Annotated in this window: 19 protein-coding genes and 1 pseudogene; 13 read left to right on the top strand and 7 right to left on the bottom strand. The window is 39.5% G+C overall.

Annotated elements, in window-relative coordinates; all coding sequences use genetic code 11:
- Positions 1 to 101: 101 nt before the first annotated feature.
- Both ACQKKK_RS18295 and ACQKKK_RS18300 read right to left on the bottom strand, forming a co-directional pair.
- The gene (locus ACQKKK_RS18295; protein WP_427617965.1) at positions 102 to 446 is read right to left on the bottom strand and encodes a phage holin family protein; all 345 of its coding nucleotides are present in this window, start codon (positions 444 to 446) and stop codon (positions 102 to 104) included.
- A 153-nt stretch (positions 447 to 599) separates the two neighbouring features.
- Positions 600 to 1,490 (bottom strand): TetR/AcrR family transcriptional regulator, encoded by an 891-nt coding sequence (locus ACQKKK_RS18300; RefSeq protein WP_427617967.1) that lies wholly within the window; start codon positions 1,488 to 1,490, stop codon positions 600 to 602.
- 631 nt (positions 1,491 to 2,121) lie between these two features.
- On the opposite strand from ACQKKK_RS18300, the gene katA reads away from it, so the two are divergent.
- From katA to rpsN, 12 genes are all read left to right on the top strand, one after another.
- Positions 2,122 to 3,576, top strand: a complete 1,455-nt coding sequence (katA, locus tag ACQKKK_RS18305; RefSeq protein WP_427617969.1) for a catalase KatA — start codon at positions 2,122 to 2,124, stop codon at positions 3,574 to 3,576.
- A gap of 325 nt (positions 3,577 to 3,901) precedes the next feature.
- Positions 3,902 to 5,095: a M14 family metallopeptidase gene (locus tag ACQKKK_RS18310; protein ID WP_427617971.1), complete on the top strand. Its 1,194-nt coding sequence runs from the start codon at positions 3,902 to 3,904 to the stop codon at positions 5,093 to 5,095.
- Positions 5,096 to 5,786: 691 nt separating this feature from the next.
- On the top strand, positions 5,787 to 6,944 hold the full coding sequence (gene purT / locus ACQKKK_RS18315) for a phosphoribosylglycinamide formyltransferase 2 (RefSeq protein WP_427617972.1): 1,158 nt from the start codon (positions 5,787 to 5,789) through the stop codon (positions 6,942 to 6,944).
- 478 nt (positions 6,945 to 7,422) lie between these two features.
- Complete coding sequence (locus ACQKKK_RS18320) at positions 7,423 to 8,790, top strand: alkaline phosphatase (RefSeq protein WP_427618067.1); 1,368 nt, start codon at positions 7,423 to 7,425, stop codon at positions 8,788 to 8,790.
- Positions 8,791 to 8,809: 19 nt separating this feature from the next.
- Positions 8,810 to 9,457, top strand: a complete 648-nt coding sequence (locus ACQKKK_RS18325; RefSeq protein ID WP_427617974.1) for a DUF4352 domain-containing protein — start codon at positions 8,810 to 8,812, stop codon at positions 9,455 to 9,457.
- Positions 9,458 to 9,560: 103 nt separating this feature from the next.
- Positions 9,561 to 9,713, top strand: a complete 153-nt coding sequence (locus tag ACQKKK_RS18330; protein ID WP_072272311.1) for a YpzG family protein — start codon at positions 9,561 to 9,563, stop codon at positions 9,711 to 9,713.
- A gap of 215 nt (positions 9,714 to 9,928) precedes the next feature.
- Positions 9,929 to 10,309: a nucleotide excision repair endonuclease gene (locus ACQKKK_RS18335; RefSeq protein WP_170946990.1), complete on the top strand. Its 381-nt coding sequence runs from the start codon at positions 9,929 to 9,931 to the stop codon at positions 10,307 to 10,309.
- A gap of 162 nt (positions 10,310 to 10,471) precedes the next feature.
- On the top strand, positions 10,472 to 10,642 hold the full coding sequence (locus ACQKKK_RS18340; protein WP_427617976.1) for a hypothetical protein: 171 nt from the start codon (positions 10,472 to 10,474) through the stop codon (positions 10,640 to 10,642).
- Between the two features lie 486 nt (positions 10,643 to 11,128).
- Positions 11,129 to 12,322 (top strand): GTP-binding protein, encoded by a 1,194-nt coding sequence (locus ACQKKK_RS18345; protein ID WP_427617978.1) that lies wholly within the window; start codon positions 11,129 to 11,131, stop codon positions 12,320 to 12,322.
- A 20-nt stretch (positions 12,323 to 12,342) separates the two neighbouring features.
- Entirely contained in the window at positions 12,343 to 12,492 is a 150-nt protein-coding gene (gene rpmG / locus ACQKKK_RS18350) for a 50S ribosomal protein L33 (protein ID WP_253512536.1), read from the top strand.
- 66 nt (positions 12,493 to 12,558) lie between these two features.
- On the top strand, positions 12,559 to 13,728 hold the full coding sequence (locus tag ACQKKK_RS18355; protein WP_427617980.1) for an NAD(P)-binding domain-containing protein: 1,170 nt from the start codon (positions 12,559 to 12,561) through the stop codon (positions 13,726 to 13,728).
- 40 nt (positions 13,729 to 13,768) lie between these two features.
- Entirely contained in the window at positions 13,769 to 14,038 is a 270-nt protein-coding gene (rpsN, locus tag ACQKKK_RS18360; protein WP_427617982.1) for a 30S ribosomal protein S14, read from the top strand.
- A gap of 378 nt (positions 14,039 to 14,416) precedes the next feature.
- Here the strand turns inward: rpsN and ACQKKK_RS18365 are convergent, their stop codons facing one another.
- The 3 genes from ACQKKK_RS18365 to ACQKKK_RS18375 all read right to left on the bottom strand — a co-directional run bounded on the left by ACQKKK_RS18365 (position 14,417) and on the right by ACQKKK_RS18375 (position 16,294).
- On the bottom strand, positions 14,417 to 14,803 hold the full coding sequence (locus ACQKKK_RS18365; protein ID WP_427617984.1) for a VOC family protein: 387 nt from the start codon (positions 14,801 to 14,803) through the stop codon (positions 14,417 to 14,419).
- A 226-nt stretch (positions 14,804 to 15,029) separates the two neighbouring features.
- Positions 15,030 to 15,713 (bottom strand): DUF3600 domain-containing protein, encoded by a 684-nt coding sequence (locus tag ACQKKK_RS18370; RefSeq protein ID WP_089361815.1) that lies wholly within the window; start codon positions 15,711 to 15,713, stop codon positions 15,030 to 15,032.
- The gene (locus tag ACQKKK_RS18375) at positions 15,713 to 16,294 is read right to left on the bottom strand and encodes a sigma-70 family RNA polymerase sigma factor (RefSeq protein WP_427617986.1); all 582 of its coding nucleotides are present in this window, start codon (positions 16,292 to 16,294) and stop codon (positions 15,713 to 15,715) included. The genes ACQKKK_RS18370 and ACQKKK_RS18375 overlap by 1 nt, the downstream gene beginning before the upstream one ends.
- 208 nt (positions 16,295 to 16,502) lie before the next feature.
- Between ACQKKK_RS18375 and ACQKKK_RS18380 the strand changes: the two genes are divergently transcribed.
- The gene (locus tag ACQKKK_RS18380; protein WP_089361813.1) at positions 16,503 to 16,772 is read left to right on the top strand and encodes a DUF1292 domain-containing protein; all 270 of its coding nucleotides are present in this window, start codon (positions 16,503 to 16,505) and stop codon (positions 16,770 to 16,772) included.
- Between the two features lie 138 nt (positions 16,773 to 16,910).
- Here the strand turns inward: ACQKKK_RS18380 and ACQKKK_RS18385 are convergent, their stop codons facing one another.
- Together ACQKKK_RS18385 and ACQKKK_RS18390 are read right to left on the bottom strand one after the other, a co-directional pair.
- Positions 16,911 to 17,456, bottom strand: coding sequence for an SF0329 family protein (locus tag ACQKKK_RS18385; protein WP_427618069.1), 546 nt, complete (start codon positions 17,454 to 17,456; stop codon positions 16,911 to 16,913).
- A 45-nt stretch (positions 17,457 to 17,501) separates the two neighbouring features.
- Positions 17,502 to 17,607: pseudogene (locus tag ACQKKK_RS18390) on the bottom strand (IS1595 family transposase); the annotation flags it as partial.
- Positions 17,608 to 17,826: the final 219 nt, after the last annotated feature.

A 17,826-nucleotide genomic window follows, 5' to 3' on the forward strand; every position in this document is an offset into this window, starting at 1 on the left:
AGAGAATACGGCTTGTGAAGGTTTGCGGAATTTAGGGAAATAGCCCGGGAAATATCGAAGGCTGTTATGAAAATGGCGTAGATACGAAAAACCGTCAGCATTTACTGACGGTTTTTACTCTTTTTTATAAGAAAACTTTGAATGAAGCTCAATAACAATGATCCGATTAAAGCTCCCCAAAAAGAATTTATGACAAAGCCACTGACTACATAGGAAGTGATTTGGAATGTGAAAGCATTGATAATGAAAGAAAACAATCCGAACGTCAGGATGGTGATCGGCAATGTGATAAGTTGCAGAATGGGTCTAACCAGCAAGTTCATGATTGATAATATAAAAACCGCCAGCAGGGCTGTGCCATAAGATTTAATCGTGATGGAGTCGAGAAGCCAGTCAATAACGAGCAATACCAGCCCGTTGATAAGAAAACGCATTATTATGTTCATGAAAAACTCCTCCTGAAGTCACTATACTACAAGTCCATTATACTAAAACTTCGTGAATTCCAGTTAAATGTTTGCAGAATTGTCACAAAAAAAGAGGGATACGGATATGTATTCCCCAGAAGATGAATACCCATTTTGGGGGACTTTTTCTGTTCAGTTGTTGGCAATGATCTTTTCGAATTCACTTAATTCCAATGTGTTTTTCAGCTTTGGATTGGTGTTTAAAGAAAGCAGGGCACTTTCGATGAGAAAGGTTCGCGGATCACTGCTTTGTAAAAATTCCTCTTGGATAAAGTGAATTAATTTTAAGTTTTTTACCCGTTCTGCTTCATCATCTTGACATAGTTTTAAGATCATCTTTTTTAGGTCATTTGCAGAGTGCAGGAGTGCCGTATGAAAATCCTGCTGTGTATGGAAGCACTCAGGCAGCCATTGCTTGATAAGATCGGGTTCTAAAAGCTGTGCGTTTGACTTGCTAACGTCTTCGAAGATGGTTCTAATCCTGTCCACGCAATAACGGATAATTTCAGTAGGGTTGAATTCGGGCTCTTTAGCCAAGGCATTAAAATGAATCGTTTGATGCATCATCCCCGAGTAAAGAATGGCACAGTCCAAAATATATGGTTTTTTCTCAGCACCGAAAATATCCAGAAACCGTTTTGATAGCCAATGTATATGTTGGAATTTAGCATGTGTAATGAAGTTCTTAAGTTCAGTATCATTTGAAATCATTACTTCTTCATATAAGGAGAAGAGTTTATTACTTTTATTGGAGTGCATTTGTAATTCAGATTGTTTGATGAATATTTCAATATCTGAAAGGTTTTGCCCAATTAGCAATTCATTCCGCTCTTTTTCGAATTTTTCTTGCGTAGATAGGAAGACTGCCTTAAGCAATTCGCTTTTAGAAGAAAAGTAGTTATAAAAGGTTCCTTTTGAAATGCCGCTATAATCTAAAATATCCTGAATGGATGTTGCTTGATAACCCTTTTCAATAAATAATTGGTGTGCATATTTTACTACCTGCTGTTTCCGCTCATTCATATATTTATATCACCCTTACTTTTTTTGGACGGTCATTTTAACGTAATAGTATCTTATTTTCTATACGAACACAAACCGGTATGTTTACAATTTCTCCAGTATAATAAGGGTGATGGCATCAATGGATACCTTGTTTCAGTGAATACTTGGGAATGGATCAAGGCTGTTTAAATCAACTGAAAAATTAAGTTCCATGCATCCTTCTTATCTTTATGTAAATAAAGGCTAATGAAGTGAACAAACTCACAGGGAGAACCATCGGGTTTGTAATAAAATGAATAGAATGAAATAGGTGCAGTGCCCATCGTTTCATGAAAGCATAAATGAGATATCGGTTCCAATTCTCGATTACTATCCCAATAGTAGGAGAAATGATAAAATCACTTGTCTTGAAGGAATATTGGATATGAAGGTCGTATACCATTATTAGGAATCCCGTTATGGGGACATGTTATACCGTCGATGTATATGCTTTGTTCACATTCCATATACTGGTTATCCGGAAAAAGTTTTATCATTAATGAAAAAATGGATTAATTATTATATTAAAATTATTATAAATAAGTATTGATTTTTTTCTGAGAAGCTTTATCATTATATACATAAATAATAATGAAAAGGTGGTTCAATTATGACAAACAAGAAAAACCTTACTACAAGCTGGGGAGCACCAGTTGGAGATAATCAAAACTCAATCACTGCCGGCGAACGTGGTCCTGTACTCATTCAAGATGTACACTTGTTGGAAAAACTTGCCCACTTTAACCGTGAACGTGTGCCTGAGCGTGTAGTTCACGCTAAAGGTGCCGGTGCATTCGGCACTTTCGAAGTAACGAACGACCTTTCTCAGTATACGAAAGCTAAACTTTTCAATGGTGTTGGCAAGAAGACAGATCTTTTTATCCGTTTCTCTACAGTAGCCGGTGAATTGGGTTCTGCTGATACAGTCCGTGACCCTCGTGGATTTGCTGTTAAATTCTACACGGAAGAAGGAAACTACGATATCGTCGGTAATAATACGCCTGTATTCTTTATTCGGGATGCGATTAAATTCCCCGACTTCATTCATACACAAAAAAGAGATCCTAGAACACATTTGAAAAATCCGACGGCAGTCTGGGACTTCTGGTCACATTCACCAGAATCTTTGCACCAAGTAACGATCCTGATGTCCGACCGAGGCATACCTGCCACACTTCGTCATACACATGGTTTCGGAAGCCACACATTTAAATGGGTGAATGATGAAGGAAAAGGCGTTTGGGTGAAATACCACTTCAAAACAGAACAAGGCATCAAAAACCTTGATGTGAATCTAGCTGCAAAACTAGCAGGTGAAAACCCTGATTACCATACGGAAGATCTTTTCAACGCCATTGAAAAAGGGGACTTCCCTGCATGGAAATTATATGTTCAGATCATGCCTCTGGAAGATGCGGATACATACCGTTTCGATCCATTTGATGTAACGAAGGTATGGTCTCAAAAAGATTATCCGCTAATCGAGCTTGGCCGTATGGAATTGAACAGAAATCCTGAAAATTACTTTGCTGAAGTGGAGCAAGCCACGTTCTCACCGGGAACATTCGTACCGGGAATTGAAGCTTCCCCAGACAAGATGCTTCAAGGACGTTTATTCGCATATGGAGATGCACACCGTTACCGTGTGGGCTCGAATCACAACCAACTTCCGGTTAACCGTCCGAAAGTGGAAGCGAACAACTATCAACGTGATGGCTTCATGCGTGCAGATGACAATGGCAAGGGATCCGTTTATTATGAGCCAAATAGTTTTAGCGGCCCTGCAGAATCAACGGAAAATAAAGTCACTCCTTTCGAGGTGACTGGGAAAGCTGCACAAGTAGGTCATAATAGTGATGATCACTACACTCAAGCAGGTGATTTATACCGTCTATTGAGTGCGGAAGAGAAAACCCGCCTTGTTGAAACGATTGTGGGCGCAATGAAACCAGTGGAATTGGAAGAAATCAAACTTCGCCAAATCGGCCATTTTTACAAAGCCGATCCAGAATACGGAACGCGCGTAGCTGAAGGTTTAGGTTTGGTCGTACCACAAGAAGCGTAAAATATGGAAAATCCAATCTATTAAATGCAAACAGGCATCCATTCATGAATGGATGCCTGCTTTGTTTTATTCCGGGATGTCCTGTTTATCAGGAAGGTGAATGATTATGAACTAAATAGTAAGCTTTCTGTAAGCTTGGAGAATACCTGCGTAAATAATCAAAAGGCATTGTTGGAGTTCATGGATCAGGCATTCTGGATGATGCCATTTTGAGGAGAGGAGTGACCTACAACAATCTTGTAGTCCCTATAAAAGAAGAAAGGTCCAGGTGCTTTGGCAATAATTAAACCGAATCAGCATACATTTGGTTAAGAGGAGGTGCAGTATGGACGTTTTTGTTCGGCAGAATGATTCCTTGTGGTACTATAGCCAATTATTCAAGGTGAATTACCAACTTATCATTGATTCCAATAGTGGGATTGATCCGCTTGCTCTTATGATAGGACAGCAAATCAAAATTCCTGGCTTTACGACGACCGGCTATAAGATTAAGCGAGGGGACTCAATATGGGCAATTGCCAAATCACATAATCTTTCATTGGATGCCATATTTCTCGTTAATCCTAATCTCAACCCGAATGCCCTGAATGTCGGCCAGACGATTTCTGTGCCATTAAGGATTACGTGGAGGCTAATTCAAGGAAACCAGAATTATGATTATGGGATGATGGTGACCGATGTAAGACGTTTGAAAAGTATCTACCCATTTATTAAAACCTCCCCCATTGGGGACTCGGTGCTTGGAAAGAATATTCCCGAAGTAATGATTGGGAATGGTGACAAACGAGTCCACTATAATGGTTCCTTTCATGCGAATGAGTGGATTACGACGCCTGTAATCATGACCTTTTTAAATGATTATTTACTGTCAATCACGAATCAGACGGATATCCGCGGTCTATCTCTGTTTCCTTTTTATCAACAGACGATGCTGTCGATCGTCCCAATGGTGAATCCGGATGGAGTGGAGTTGGTTTTAAAAGGCGCGCCTGGCGATGAGACATTGAGAGGACGGCTCGTGGAATGGAATAATGGAAGCGAAGACTTCTCTGGCTGGAAAGCCAATATAAATGGGGTGGATCTGAATGATCAATTTCCTGCCAAATGGGAACTGGAACAAGCTCGCAATAATGTAACGAAGCCAGGTCCGGCAAATTATTCAGGGGAAGGGCCGCTTACACAGCCTGAAGCTATTGCAATGGCAGAGTTGACAAGAAAGCGTGATTTTAACAGAGTTCTTGCTTTCCATACCCAAGGAGAGGTCATTTATTGGGGGTTTGAAGGTTTGGAACCGCCCGAGTCGGAAACGATAGTCAATGAGTTTGCGAGGGTCAGTGGATATGAGCCAGTCAACTCCGCCAATAGTTACGCAGGGTATAAGGATTGGTTCATTCAGGATTGGCGCAGGCCGGGGTTTACCGTGGAGCTGGGCAAAGGAACCAATCCCCTTCCTATATCACAGTTCGATGAGATTTATCAGAAGTCGCTAGGGATTTTCTTAGCAGGGTTATATATGTGAATTTTGACCAAATGAAAAAGCTCGACTCCGTTTCCATGGGGAAGAGCTTTTTAGTCGTATAAACTATTAGACTTGAGACGATGAGGGCTGCTGCAAAAAATAAGTAAAGTTATGCTTTACTTATCGATTGCATGATTAACTCGCTTTTAGCCTAAAAAGTAACGGACGTTCTCCAGCATTCGTCCTAGTAATATTGCAGCCCCTACCAAAAAGAATCCTACTAGTTTTACGATAAAGAAGTTTGACTTCCTTAGCGCTAGTATTGGCCCCACCTACGCCAGATACATTGACGGCCACGCATGCCATCCAACCTAATCCCATTATAATAGAAAGCGCTTACATTTTCAAAATGAATCGTAGTGCAAATTTCGACATGTTCATCTGCGTCCCTCAATCAGCAGAGGGAAGGGCCTTATTGAATCTTTTTGCATAGGGTATTTCCTCCCTCATTGATAAAAATGAAAAGACCCTCCATTCATGTTGAATAGGAGACTCCGGTGCATATATCTTTCCGGAAAACTACATAAAACTTATTATTCCTAGTTTTCAAGTTATTATTTAAAAACTTAAATGAACTGTAGTCTTTTCATGTTTTTTGTGCAATTTTTAATGAAAATACGAATAAATATTTGTTTTTATTCGTTTATAGTTCGTATATAATGATTTTAAGGTATTGAGGAGGAGAGACAGAATGTATAAATCCAAAAAGATTTTATTATTGGGCTCGGGTGAATTGGGGAAAGAAGTCATACTTGAAGCACAGCGCCTTGGCGTGGAGACCGTTGCTGTAGACCGCTATGAACTAGCCCCTGCCATGCAAGTCGCCCATCGCAGTTATGTAATCGATATGCTGGATGCGGAACAACTAAGGGGAATTGTAGAAAAAGAACAACCCGATTTGATTGTACCGGAAATCGAAGCCATTGCTACTTCTGAATTAGTCAAATTGGAAGAGGAAGGCTTTCATGTCATTCCGACGTCAAGAGCAGCTAAATTGACTATGGATCGTGAGGGAATCAGGAGGTTGGCTTCCGAAACCCTGGAGATTCCGACTGCAGCCTACAAATTCGCTGATACTTATGAAGAATTTGTCCAAGCTGCTAAAGAAGTTGGATTTCCGAATGTCGTAAAACCGCTGATGAGTTCTTCAGGGAAAGGTCAAAGCGTGTGCCGAACGGAAGGTGACCTGGAAGAGTGCTGGAAAATCGCGATGGAAGGCGGCCGGGTTCAAAATGGACGGGTAATCATTGAAGAATTTATCCGTTTTGATTCGGAAATCACACTGCTTACTGTCCGAGCGGTAAACGGTACCATGTTTTGTGCTCCCATCGGCCACATTCAGCAGGGCGGGGATTATATTGAATCCTGGCAGCCGCATAATATGACAGAAGGACAAATAGTGGAAGCGAAAAGAATTGCCCATGCCATTACAGATGAACTTGGAGGGTACGGATTATTCGGTGTTGAGCTTTTCCTCTCTGGGGATAAAGTCTATTTCAGTGAAGTTTCTCCACGTCCGCATGATACGGGGCTAGTGACACTAGTGACTCAGAATTTGTCGGAGTTTGCCCTGCATGTTCGAGCAATCCTAGGATTTCCCATCCCGGAAATCACGCTGATCAACCCTGGTGCCAGCCGCCCATTAAAAGCGCAAGATGAGTTATCGGAATATTCTATAGTCGGTGTTGAACAAGCCTTGGCTTTACCGAATACACAAGTTCGTCTTTTCGGAAAACCGGTTACAAAGGTAGGGAGAAGGGTCGCTGTAGCCCTGTCATCTGCCGATTCAATCGAGGTAGCGAGAGTGAATGCTGCCCGTGCTTTGGAATGCTTAGCTATAGAGAAATAATAGTGAAAAGCGCTCTTTGAATTGGAGCGCTTTTCCTTTAGGCATGATTGTCCTTCACCGCGGTTAATTCATAACCCATCCCCCAAATACCTCATCTGTTACCTCTTTTAAGGCCGTCACCTTTTTATGATCTGAAGACTTCCCCAGATAGAGCGGAACTGGCATCGGTTTGCTGGAACCTAAAAAAACTCGATTGGAAGGTGAAAGAGAAGGACTTCAGTTCAAGGGCACTTCCCTACTCCGGTGTTAACCAGATCAGGTTAACGATTCAGAATATTTTCTCATCCTCTCAGCCAGTTAAATGGTCCCCTAGTGATGAAAGCTATGCTCGTAAAAGTGCATACAATCCCGTAACATGCCTGCCTTTTACCTTGTCTTAACAATAATCCTACTGCATTTTTACATAGCCTTGACATTGTGTTCATCTTTTTCACCTATAGTTTAATTAAATATAAATTATAGGGAGGTCATTCATTTGATTCATAATTGGAGTAAAAAGGTTTTGCCCATCACCCTCGCTTCTGCATTAGCATTTGGAAGTTTATCATGGTCCGCTGCGGATCGTGTTTCGGCAAAGGATAAGCAAAAAAAAGAACCGGAAATCAGGAACGTCATTTTCATGATAGGTGACGGCATGGGTGTTTCCTATACCTCCGCTTACCGGTATTTAAAAGATAACCCTGGTACGAAGGTGGCAGAACGGACGGAGTTTGATAAATACTTGGTTGGCCAGCAGATGACCTACCCTGAAGACGCTGCACAAAATATAACGGATTCAGCTTCAGCAGCAACGGCGATGTCTTCCGGAGTGAAGACCTATAATGCAGCAATTGCTGTGGATAATGATAAATCTGAAGTCAAAACCGTATTGGAAGCAGCTAAGGAAAAAGGAAAAGCGACAGGATTGGTTGCGACTTCTGAAATTACTCATGCTACACCTGCATCATTTGGAGCCCATGATGAGAATCGGAAAAACATGAATTCAATTGCAGACGATTATTATAATGACTTAATAAAGGGCAAACATAAAATTGACGTCCTATTGGGCGGCGGGAAATCCAATTTTGTCAGGCCAGATGTCAATTTGGCGAAAGCCTTCAAAAAAGACGGTTACAGTTATGTGACTGATAAAAATCAAATGCTTAAGGACAAAAATGAACAGGTCCTTGGTTTATTCGCTTCTGAAGGACTCCCGAAAATGATAGACCGCCCAAGTGAAACGCCTTCTTTGGCAGACATGACCAATTCGGCGATCAAGCGCTTGAATAAAGATAAAGATGGATTCTTCCTTATGGTCGAAGGAAGCCAGATCGATTGGGCCGGACATGATAATGATATCGTAGGTGCAATGAGTGAAATGGAAGACTTTGAAAAAGCATACAAAGCGGCCATAGAATTTGCGAAGAAAGACAAACATACATTAGTGGTGGCCACTGCCGATCACTCTACTGGAGGATTCTCGATCGGGGCCAAAGGAATATATAATTGGTATGGTGAACCGATTAAGGCAGCCAAACGCACCCCTGACTTCATGGCGGATGCCATCGTCAAAGGGGCCGATGTTGAAAAGACTTTAAAGCAATATATTAATCAAAAAGAAGTGAAACTAACTAACGATGAAATCAAAACGGTATCAGAAGCTGCCAAATCAAAAAATGTGACGAACATCGATAATGCAATCGAAGCCATATTCGATAACCGGACCAATACTGCTTGGACTACAGGGGGACATACGGGTGAAGATGTACCGGTTTATGCTTACGGGCCATATAAAGAACGTTTTACAGGGCAGGTCGATAACACGGATCATGCCAAAATCATCTTTGATCTATTAAAGAAGAAATAACACTTCAGGGAGGGATTCAATGAACAGACTGATGATTGGTGCCCTGTTATTAACAGCATTTGGTGCTCTTAATACCCAACCAGCTTACAAAGAAGAAACGACAGCTAAAGAAAAAACAGAGGAAATTGCTCGGCCACTGGTGAAAAAGGAAGTCTATGTTCCGAATCCACAGCTTCCTGATGATATAAAATTGAACCAAATCGGCCAGAACGTTTCCGATGCTAAAGGCGAATTAACTTTGAAAGCCTATAAAAAAGTGAATGAAACGTTAAATGTCGGCCCTATCGAGGTTAAAGTCAAAGAAATGAAAGTGATGCATGCTACCCCGGATTACAGCATGATTGATTTCTTTCATGGCTATACTCATGATGAAGATTTTGATATCGTAAAAGTGAACGTGGAAATCAAAAACAATTCGGAAAAAAAAATCAAGTTTTCCCCAGTCGCATTTCTTGAAACGGACAGCGGGGAACATCTGACATGGGAAGATGACATCTACCTAGAAGAACTTACTGGTGAAATAGAAGGAAACGGTTCAAAAAATGGAAACATTGGTTTCATTCTAAGTAATGGAAACATAGAGGGCATATCCCTCATGACAAGTGATGCGGTGGATGAAGAAGGGGAAGTCCTTGCAAAAGGCAAGTCAGCTGAATTCGCTTTTTAAAGAATATGTATAATTGCCTTGGAAAAATAAAATACTAGAACAAGTGATGGGGATTACTATCACTGAACGGAATATCCAAATCCTAATGATGAGGTGACACAGAATGAGCTATAAAGATCAATTAGATCCACATTCTCAAAAGTTTCACCATAATTGGACAAGACCTAAGCGTTCAAAATCTCAAGTTAATGGCCATACGCAAGAATCGCAAACAAACATTATACTAAGAAGCAATGCAAAGGCTCACAGGTGGTAATGGATATTTCCGACAAAGAAGGAGGCTCCCAGCGAGTCTTCTTCTTTATATTTAATGCTGAATCGACATCGAATCTAAACCATTAAAGGGATACATGGCTTTTCATTCATAATTATGATACCATTTACCTTTAAGTATGCCTGTCGTGAAATTTATCCATCACCGGAACTTTGATTCCGATTGAAAGTTTCACCTTATACAAATAGAGGACGTGAATTGTAATGATTAAAATTGAAATCCCTGCAGCGGATATAAGCATCAAACAAAGAAAGCAAGTTATAGAAGGAGACGAAGCTGTCATTCCTGAAATTTACGGGTTTATCGATTTTCATTTGATTCCCCGTGATAAAGGCGGCATCATCTTGTTTTACAATGAAAATGATGAGCTGATTTTTGTCGGTAAAGCTCGTAAATTAAGACCAAGGGTCAAGAAGCATTTCGAGGATAATGTTTCTCCAATTAAAGAGCATCGTAATGAAGTCAAGAAAATTGACATTCTTTTAGTCGAAGACGCTATGGAACGTGAAATCTATGAAACGTACATGATCAATAAACTTCATGCTAAATACAACGTCGACAAAGTGTTCTATAAATAAGGAAAAAAAGCTGGCTGCGCATGCAATCAGCTTTTTTTTGTGCAAACAAAGTTTACATCTAATGTACAAAAATAACTTCCGGACATTTACAGTTGCTTAATGTTAGGTTAACAGTGTTGGTTTATATTTAAAGTATTCCAATACATTTTCAGGAGGTTGCTATTGAAGAAAATACTTTGTAAAAAGGTGTTAGTTATCTCGATCGGGACAGTGATTGCCTTTGGGAATTTAACATGGTCCGTGTCACAAGCTTCTAAACTGGCTAAACAGAGAGAGATTGAAACTTTTGAACAAAAGATAGTAAAATCTTCAAAGTGGGAAATGGCGGAATAAGCATATGAACCAAAAAGTTTGTTGCTCGATTTGCAACAAAGTAATACGGAAAAGGTTCTTCTTGAAAAAGGAAAAATGAATTGGATAATGAAAAGATGTTGATGCTCAGCTGTTATAAGGAAGTACAATAAATGATAAAGCCGCACTGGAGGTTCATTACACATGTTGTTATGTGTGATTGGGCTTCTATTTATTTTTGTTTTTTATTTTAATGAGGAATGCCGGAGAAAACGATGGAGCGTATTTTGGGTTTCTGGTACAGATGAAATTTTACGTGAGTGCCCATGCTGCCGTATGGAGTAATGGCGATAACTCGTTCAGGAAAAGTATTCGAGAGGTAATTTTGAAAATAACTTGCAAATAGTAATGATTACGTTTTATTATAAAGGGGTGGTTTTAAAAAGAGGAATAATTCTATCAAATAAATCGTAATGATTTTGATTTATGGATAGGTTTAAAGCAAAAATTTTTAAGGGGTGTTTGTGAATGAGAAATAAGAAAATCCCCGTTACGGTTTTGAGTGGGTACCTTGGTGCGGGAAAAACGACGCTGCTGAATCATATCCTTGAAAATCGGGAGAATCTGAAGGTTGCTGTCATTGTCAATGATATGAGTGAGGTCAATATTGATGCGTCCCTTGTCAAACAGGGAGGGTTTACCCGGACAGATGAAAAGTTGGTGGAAATGCAGAACGGTTGCATATGCTGTACACTTCGTGAGGATTTAATGATTGAAGTGGAAAAGCTGTCCACACAAGGTAATATCGACTATATCGTGATTGAATCGACCGGTATCAGTGAACCCGTTCCGGTCGCCCAAACCTTCACGTATGTTGATGAAAACGTGGGAATTGATTTATCAAAATTTTGTCGGCTCGATACGATGGTCACCGTTGTTGATGCGAAGAACTTTTGGCAGGATTACGCTTCAGGGGAAACCCTTATTGATCGAATGCAGGCAAATGATGAGGCCGATCAGAGGGAAGTGGTTGATCTATTGATTGATCAAATTGAGTTCGCCAATGTAATACTTCTAAATAAAATGGATTTAATGAAGCAAGAAGATATAGGGGAGTTAAATGAGGTCCTTCAAAAAATAAACCCGGATGCGCGGATTATAGAAACGGATCATTCCCAAGTGCCGTTAAAAGAAGTCATGAACACCCATCTGTTTGATTTTGAAAAGGCAAGCCAAGGGGCGGGTTGGATAAAGGAATTAAATGAAGAGCATATTCCAGAAACCGAAGAATATGGGATTGCCTCCTTCGTTTACAGAAGGAAAAAACCATTTCATCCATCGCGGCTGATGACGTGGTTAGAAAGTTGGCCGGTGGAAGTGGTACGGGCAAAAGGCTTCCTTTGGTTGGCATCAAGAAATGATACAGCGGGCCTGCTATCACAGGCTGGACCGTCATTAATGATCGAGGGAGCAGGTAAATGGATTGCTGCTTATCCTAAAGATGAACAACAGCAGATACTGCAGGATGAACCTGAATTATTGGAGCGCTGGGATGATCTTTACGGAGACCGGATGACGGAACTAGTGATGATTGGCATTCAAATGAATCAACAGGAAATCGAAAATGAATTAGATCAATGCTTATTGACGGAAATAGAGTTGCAGCAGGATTGGTCTCAGTATGAAGATCCATTACCTGCATTTACGGAAATAGTTCATTAAAAAATTTAGGAGGAACAAACATGAGAGTAAACATTACTTTAGCATGCACAGAATCAGGGGACCGAAATTATATCACAACGAAAAACAAGCGGAATAATCCGGATCGAATCGAATTGAAGAAGTACTGCCCGCGTTTAAAGAAATACACGCTTCACCGAGAAACGAAGTAATTTCGAGATTTAAATCGTAATGATTATGTTTTATTGAAGAGAATGGTTGTAAAAGGAGGGAAGTTCATGTTGGAATGGATCATTATTGGCGGAGGCATTCAAGGGACGACGATGGCCACATTTTTACTAAAGTCAGGAAAAACGACAGTGGACCAGCTGGCGATTGTAGATAGAAATGAAGAACCATTGGCGAGATGGAAGCATTGTACGGAAGTGATTTCAATGCCATATTTGCGTTCGCCATCCGTACACCATTTGGATGTGAATCCATTCAGCCTGCAGAAATATGTGGAAAAAGCAAACTGGAACAATAACTTTTATGGCCAATATAAGCGGCCATCCCTACAATCCTTCAATGAACATTGTGCTCACGTTACAGATGATTTATCTATTAAGCAGGCATGGGTGCAAGGAAACGTCACCTCTGTCTGCAAAACGGGACAGGGTTGGGAAATACAATTGCAAAACAAGCGACGGCTTGCAGGGAAAAACCTCGTGATTTCAATTGGTATTGGTGAACAGCCTTATTGGCCGGATTGGGCACAGCAATTAAAACAAGAGGATGAGCGTTCCATTTTTCACATATTCGATGAAAATATTCCGGAGCTGACACAATTACATGGACCCATCACGATCATTGGAGGAGGCATATCTTCTGTCCATCTGGCTTTAAAGCTGAGTAAGATCTATTCCAATGAAGTAACAGTACTAAAGCGGCATCCGTTTAGAATTCATGATTTCGACAGTGATCCTGGTTGGTTGGGTCCGAAAAAACAGCGTCCTTTCCGTACTATAACAAGTTATCAAAAAAGACGCGAGGCCATTATCCAGGCCCGTAATAAGGGATCCATTCCACCTGGCTTACATAAAGTGCTGATGAATCAGGTTAAACAGGGATTATTGCGTGTCATGGATGTTGAAGTGATAAGCGCTGTGTGGAAGGACGGGCATATTAGCCTCAGGGATAAAAACGAAAAGGTTATCCAACAAAAAGGGACGATCCTTTTAGCAACCGGCTTTAAGTCTTCAATGCCAGGGAAGGATTGGCTAACGCCAGTCATCCAGTCGCATGATTTACGCCTTGCTGAATGTGGTTATCCGATTGTATCACAGTCGTTGCAGTGGGGACCTGGTTTATATGTTACGGGTGCATTGGCTGAACTTGAAATGGGGCCGATATCCAGGAATATATCTGGAGCAAGACAGGCAGCGGAACGAATCGTGAACAGTTTATAGAATTAATAAAATCATTATGTTTAAAAAAGGAGAGATTAAAATGGCCAAAAAATCCAAGGTGGTAAAAGCACAAAAACAGTTGGCAATGGTCGAAAAGTATGCAGAACTTAGAACACAATTGAAGGAGAAGGGGGATCATGCTGCATTGGCCAAACTCCCGCGTGATTCTTCGCCGACAAGGGTTCACAATCGTTGTGGAGTAACAGGAAGGCCGCGTGGATATATGCGTAAATTCAACATGTCACGTATCGTTTTTAGGGAACTTGCTCATAAAGGGCAACTGCCAGGTGTCAAAAAGTCAAGCTGGTGAAGCGGGGAGAAAAGCAAGGTTGATTCAGGGGGAAGGTTCCTTGAATCAACTTTTTATTTTGAAAAGGAAAGCTTTAAGCAGTCAGAGTATATAATATTAAATCGGTTAATAAGACAATTTGAGAAGTAGGATGTATGATTTTTTGTTAGTTACAAAGAGGAATCGTTCATGAGAATAAGAGCCCTTAATAAACCAAGAGCCGCTTCATGTCTTAACCTAGCTTAAAGGAAGTGTATGGCCGTAATCTTATTTTACTAACTTTAATGCTTGTTCAGAAATTAAGGCACGAAAATGGGGCGTGAGAGAACCAGTTTGTTTAGGTAAGGTAAGGTAAAGAAAGCAGAAGTTTTATCAACTCTGCTTTTTTATTAATCAAATTTATCTTTGGAAAAATTCAATCCACTCTTTTTCTGGTCCGTATACGTAGAAATAGCGATAACCATTTGGAAGGGTGACGATTTCTTCATCAATCAGCTCGGTGTTTTCTAAACTTTTAATCCGGGCATATTCCTCTTCGATATCATCCACAGTAATTGCAAAATGGTGGATCGTTGCTTCGGATGGCAGCGTGTCGCTATAACCTTGAATTAATTCAATTTCTGTTTCGTCTGAATCATTGTATCCAAGGAATGCTAGTTGGATTACACCATTAGTATGTAGCACCCGCGATTTCACTTTTAAATCTAATACATCCTGATAAAAGGTTATGGATTCTTCAAGATCTCTTACAACAACTCCGATATGATCGACTCTTTTTATAGCCAAGGAACTTCCTCCTAATTTTGTTTAGTACAATATGAAAGTATTAGTATATATAACATTATTCGTAATAAAATTACAATTTTGGGGTAGTGTTTTTCTGATTATTAAAAAATGATGGATGAAGGAAGAATTGGCTGGTTAATCGTGGAAAATAATTGATAAAGAAATAGACAATACTTAATGAAGAAAAGTATTGTCTATACATGTATAGTGGAGAACTCTTTCTACTTCATTGAATTTGCATCTCATTTACATAATCCATGAAATCCCTTGCTTCTTGAAATTCAGCTTGAAGATTGGCAGGTAAGTCATCGACATTAACTGAGCCGTTTTCACTCCCACTTTGCACGGCAATTTTTTCATATGTCATAAGAGCCTCAATATACGTTTCGTATTCCTCAGCCGTTAACAACTCTTCACTGGATACTAGTCCGTTTAATTTATCGAAATATGGCTGTATTTCCATAAAAGCTGTTTTTAATTCAGCGATTTTTCTTGAAGGAAGTTGGTCGTAATCAATATTGCCGTTTGCATCTCCATAGTCTAGTTTAGACTCAGTTACTACATGTAATAATTCTTTGAAATCAGCATACTCTTCTTTTCCCAATTCACCTTTAGCTTGGGACAGTTTTGCATCGAAAAGGAGATATCCCTCCATGGTAGCATTAGCCAAATGCTTTTTTACCTGCTCGAATGATCCGTATAGATCATCAGCCAGGAAGGATTGATAGGCGAAAGCACTGGTTGGGAGTAACAGTGAAGCAATTAGCACGCTTGTTATTAAATATTTTTTTCTTTTTCCTCGATTAGTTGTTATTGTACTCATTACTTTCACTTTTAGTTCTGGTGAAGGATTTAGGCTCTTACTTTCTTCATATAACGCTTCCCTTAATTGATTATGAAGATTGTTCATTATACATTCCTCACTTTCTCTAAAAATAATTGACTTTCTTTTCCTTTCGCATTCAACTTTCTTAAAGAAGCGTGAATCCTGGATTTAACGGTTCCAATCGGGATTTCTAAAATTCTGGCTACCTCTTCTTGTGAATAATCATTTAAGTAGCGAAGAATTACGACTTGTTTTAGCTTGTAAGGTAACTGGTTTACTAAATCTACGAGTTGTTGATTAGAAATTTTATCAACAATGTCATGAGAAAAATCTGGAACATTGATTCGTACTGCTACTTCTGCTTCTGCCTTTTTAGAAATCCTTAGGCGCATCCATCTTTTCCGTCGATAGGTTTGAAGCTGCCGTATGACAATCCCCATTAACCATGGTTTGAAAGGTCTTTCGCAATCATATTTACGAAGAGACTTAAAGACCTCTATGTAGATGTCCTGAATCACATCGTCAATATCCGCTTTTTCGTCTATAAGAAAGTGAACGTTTCTATAGACACTTTGAATAGTTTTTTCATATAGCTCGTCGTATGCCTGTTTCTCTCCCTTTAAGAAAAGTTTGATGCTGTAAATTAAATCATTTTGGTCACTCATCCTATAACCTCCTTCCGTCTATACTATATATTGGTAAGGTATTAATATTTCGTTCGCTTTTTAGGGGTATTTTCCCATTTTAATGGATTCTTTTCATGAAAAGAAAAGAATTTATTTTTTTCCAGGGCAAAAATTTGTTTCTATATGGAATAGTCGATATACTATTGAAACAACTCCATTATTTAATGGATATGGGAGGAGAGGTAATATGGGTAATATTCGTGAAGGTGAGGTTTTCACCCTTACTGATGACAATGATGAAGGCCATGAAGTTGAGGTTTTAGGATCATTGGATGTAGAAGGAACGGAATATGTAGCAGTAGGTTTGCTTGAAGATATTGAAGAAGATACAGAGGAAGATATCGATATTTTCTTTTTCAGGGTCGAAGGCGAAGGTGAGCTGCTCGATATCGAATCGGATGAAGAGTTCGAAAAGGTATCATTGGCGTTTGAAGCTGCATTTGAAGAGAAAGAATGATGGGGCAAGAGTAAAAGGCGGCACAATATGTGCCGCCTCAGACTTTAGAACAAAAGGTTTCGGAATGTTCTCATTCTGAAACCTTTTTGATTTTTTATTGGATTTGAAGTACTTTCTTTAATTTCTTACTCTTCTTCCTTATCGAAACTTTTTATAAAGCTTCATTATTCTATCTGCTTCGCATCGCAAGTTATAAAAATACTGGATAATTTCCTTTTCATTTTGTATTGATTCTTTCATTCCTTCTAAAGTTCGCTTTCCCACTCTTCTATCTACCAAAGAAAGAATCTTAATAACCATATCATCTGATTTCAATGCCTTTTCTATTGGTAAATTAAAGTATTCTTCAACTGCATCGAAAAAGTCATACTGTGCAAAAAACCCTTCAGCTTTAATCATTTCATGTGCTTGTATCCCTATCTGATAGTTTTGATGTCCATTATAGACATCGTATTCAATACTTTGAGCATTTCTTATTTCATTTTCTTTTCGATACATTTCTATATCAGATGTTATCGTACACATGTTTAGGATTTCCTTTTTATCAACAGTAATGAAAGCTCTTCCTAATTGGTCATGAGCCTTTCGATAATTCGTAACAGTAAACTGTACTCTATTTTTCAGGGAGTCACAGATAAAACTATCTAACTTTTTCTTTACTTTGCTCCACTGCTGGTTACGCAAGTTTTTATCCTCCTTTATATACATTCTAATTACTAAAAAAAGTAGATGTCTAACTATATCCAAGTAATGAAACCAACTCAAATAATGAGCGAGGTATTTTGTTGCCACGCCATAATCGTTGCATCCAGCCTTTCAAACGACTGTGATCGTTAATTGACTGCAAAAAGAGTTCTTTATACATGTCAAAAACAAAGTTGATTTGAACGGGTGTGCGAGTCTCCTGCGGGAAAAGCTGCAAAGGGCACCGAGGGTGGACCGTCCGCGGAAAGCGAGTGCCCTACGTTCCAATCAACGTTCAAAAGTTACAAACCCTCAAAAAAACTGTAGACAAACTCAATTATTTATCGAGTTTGTCTACAGTTTGAAGGCG

Origin of the sequence: Peribacillus sp. NPDC006672 (assembly GCF_050274955.1) — a bacterium.
Classification (GTDB): Bacteria; Bacillota; Bacilli; order Bacillales; family DSM-1321; genus Peribacillus.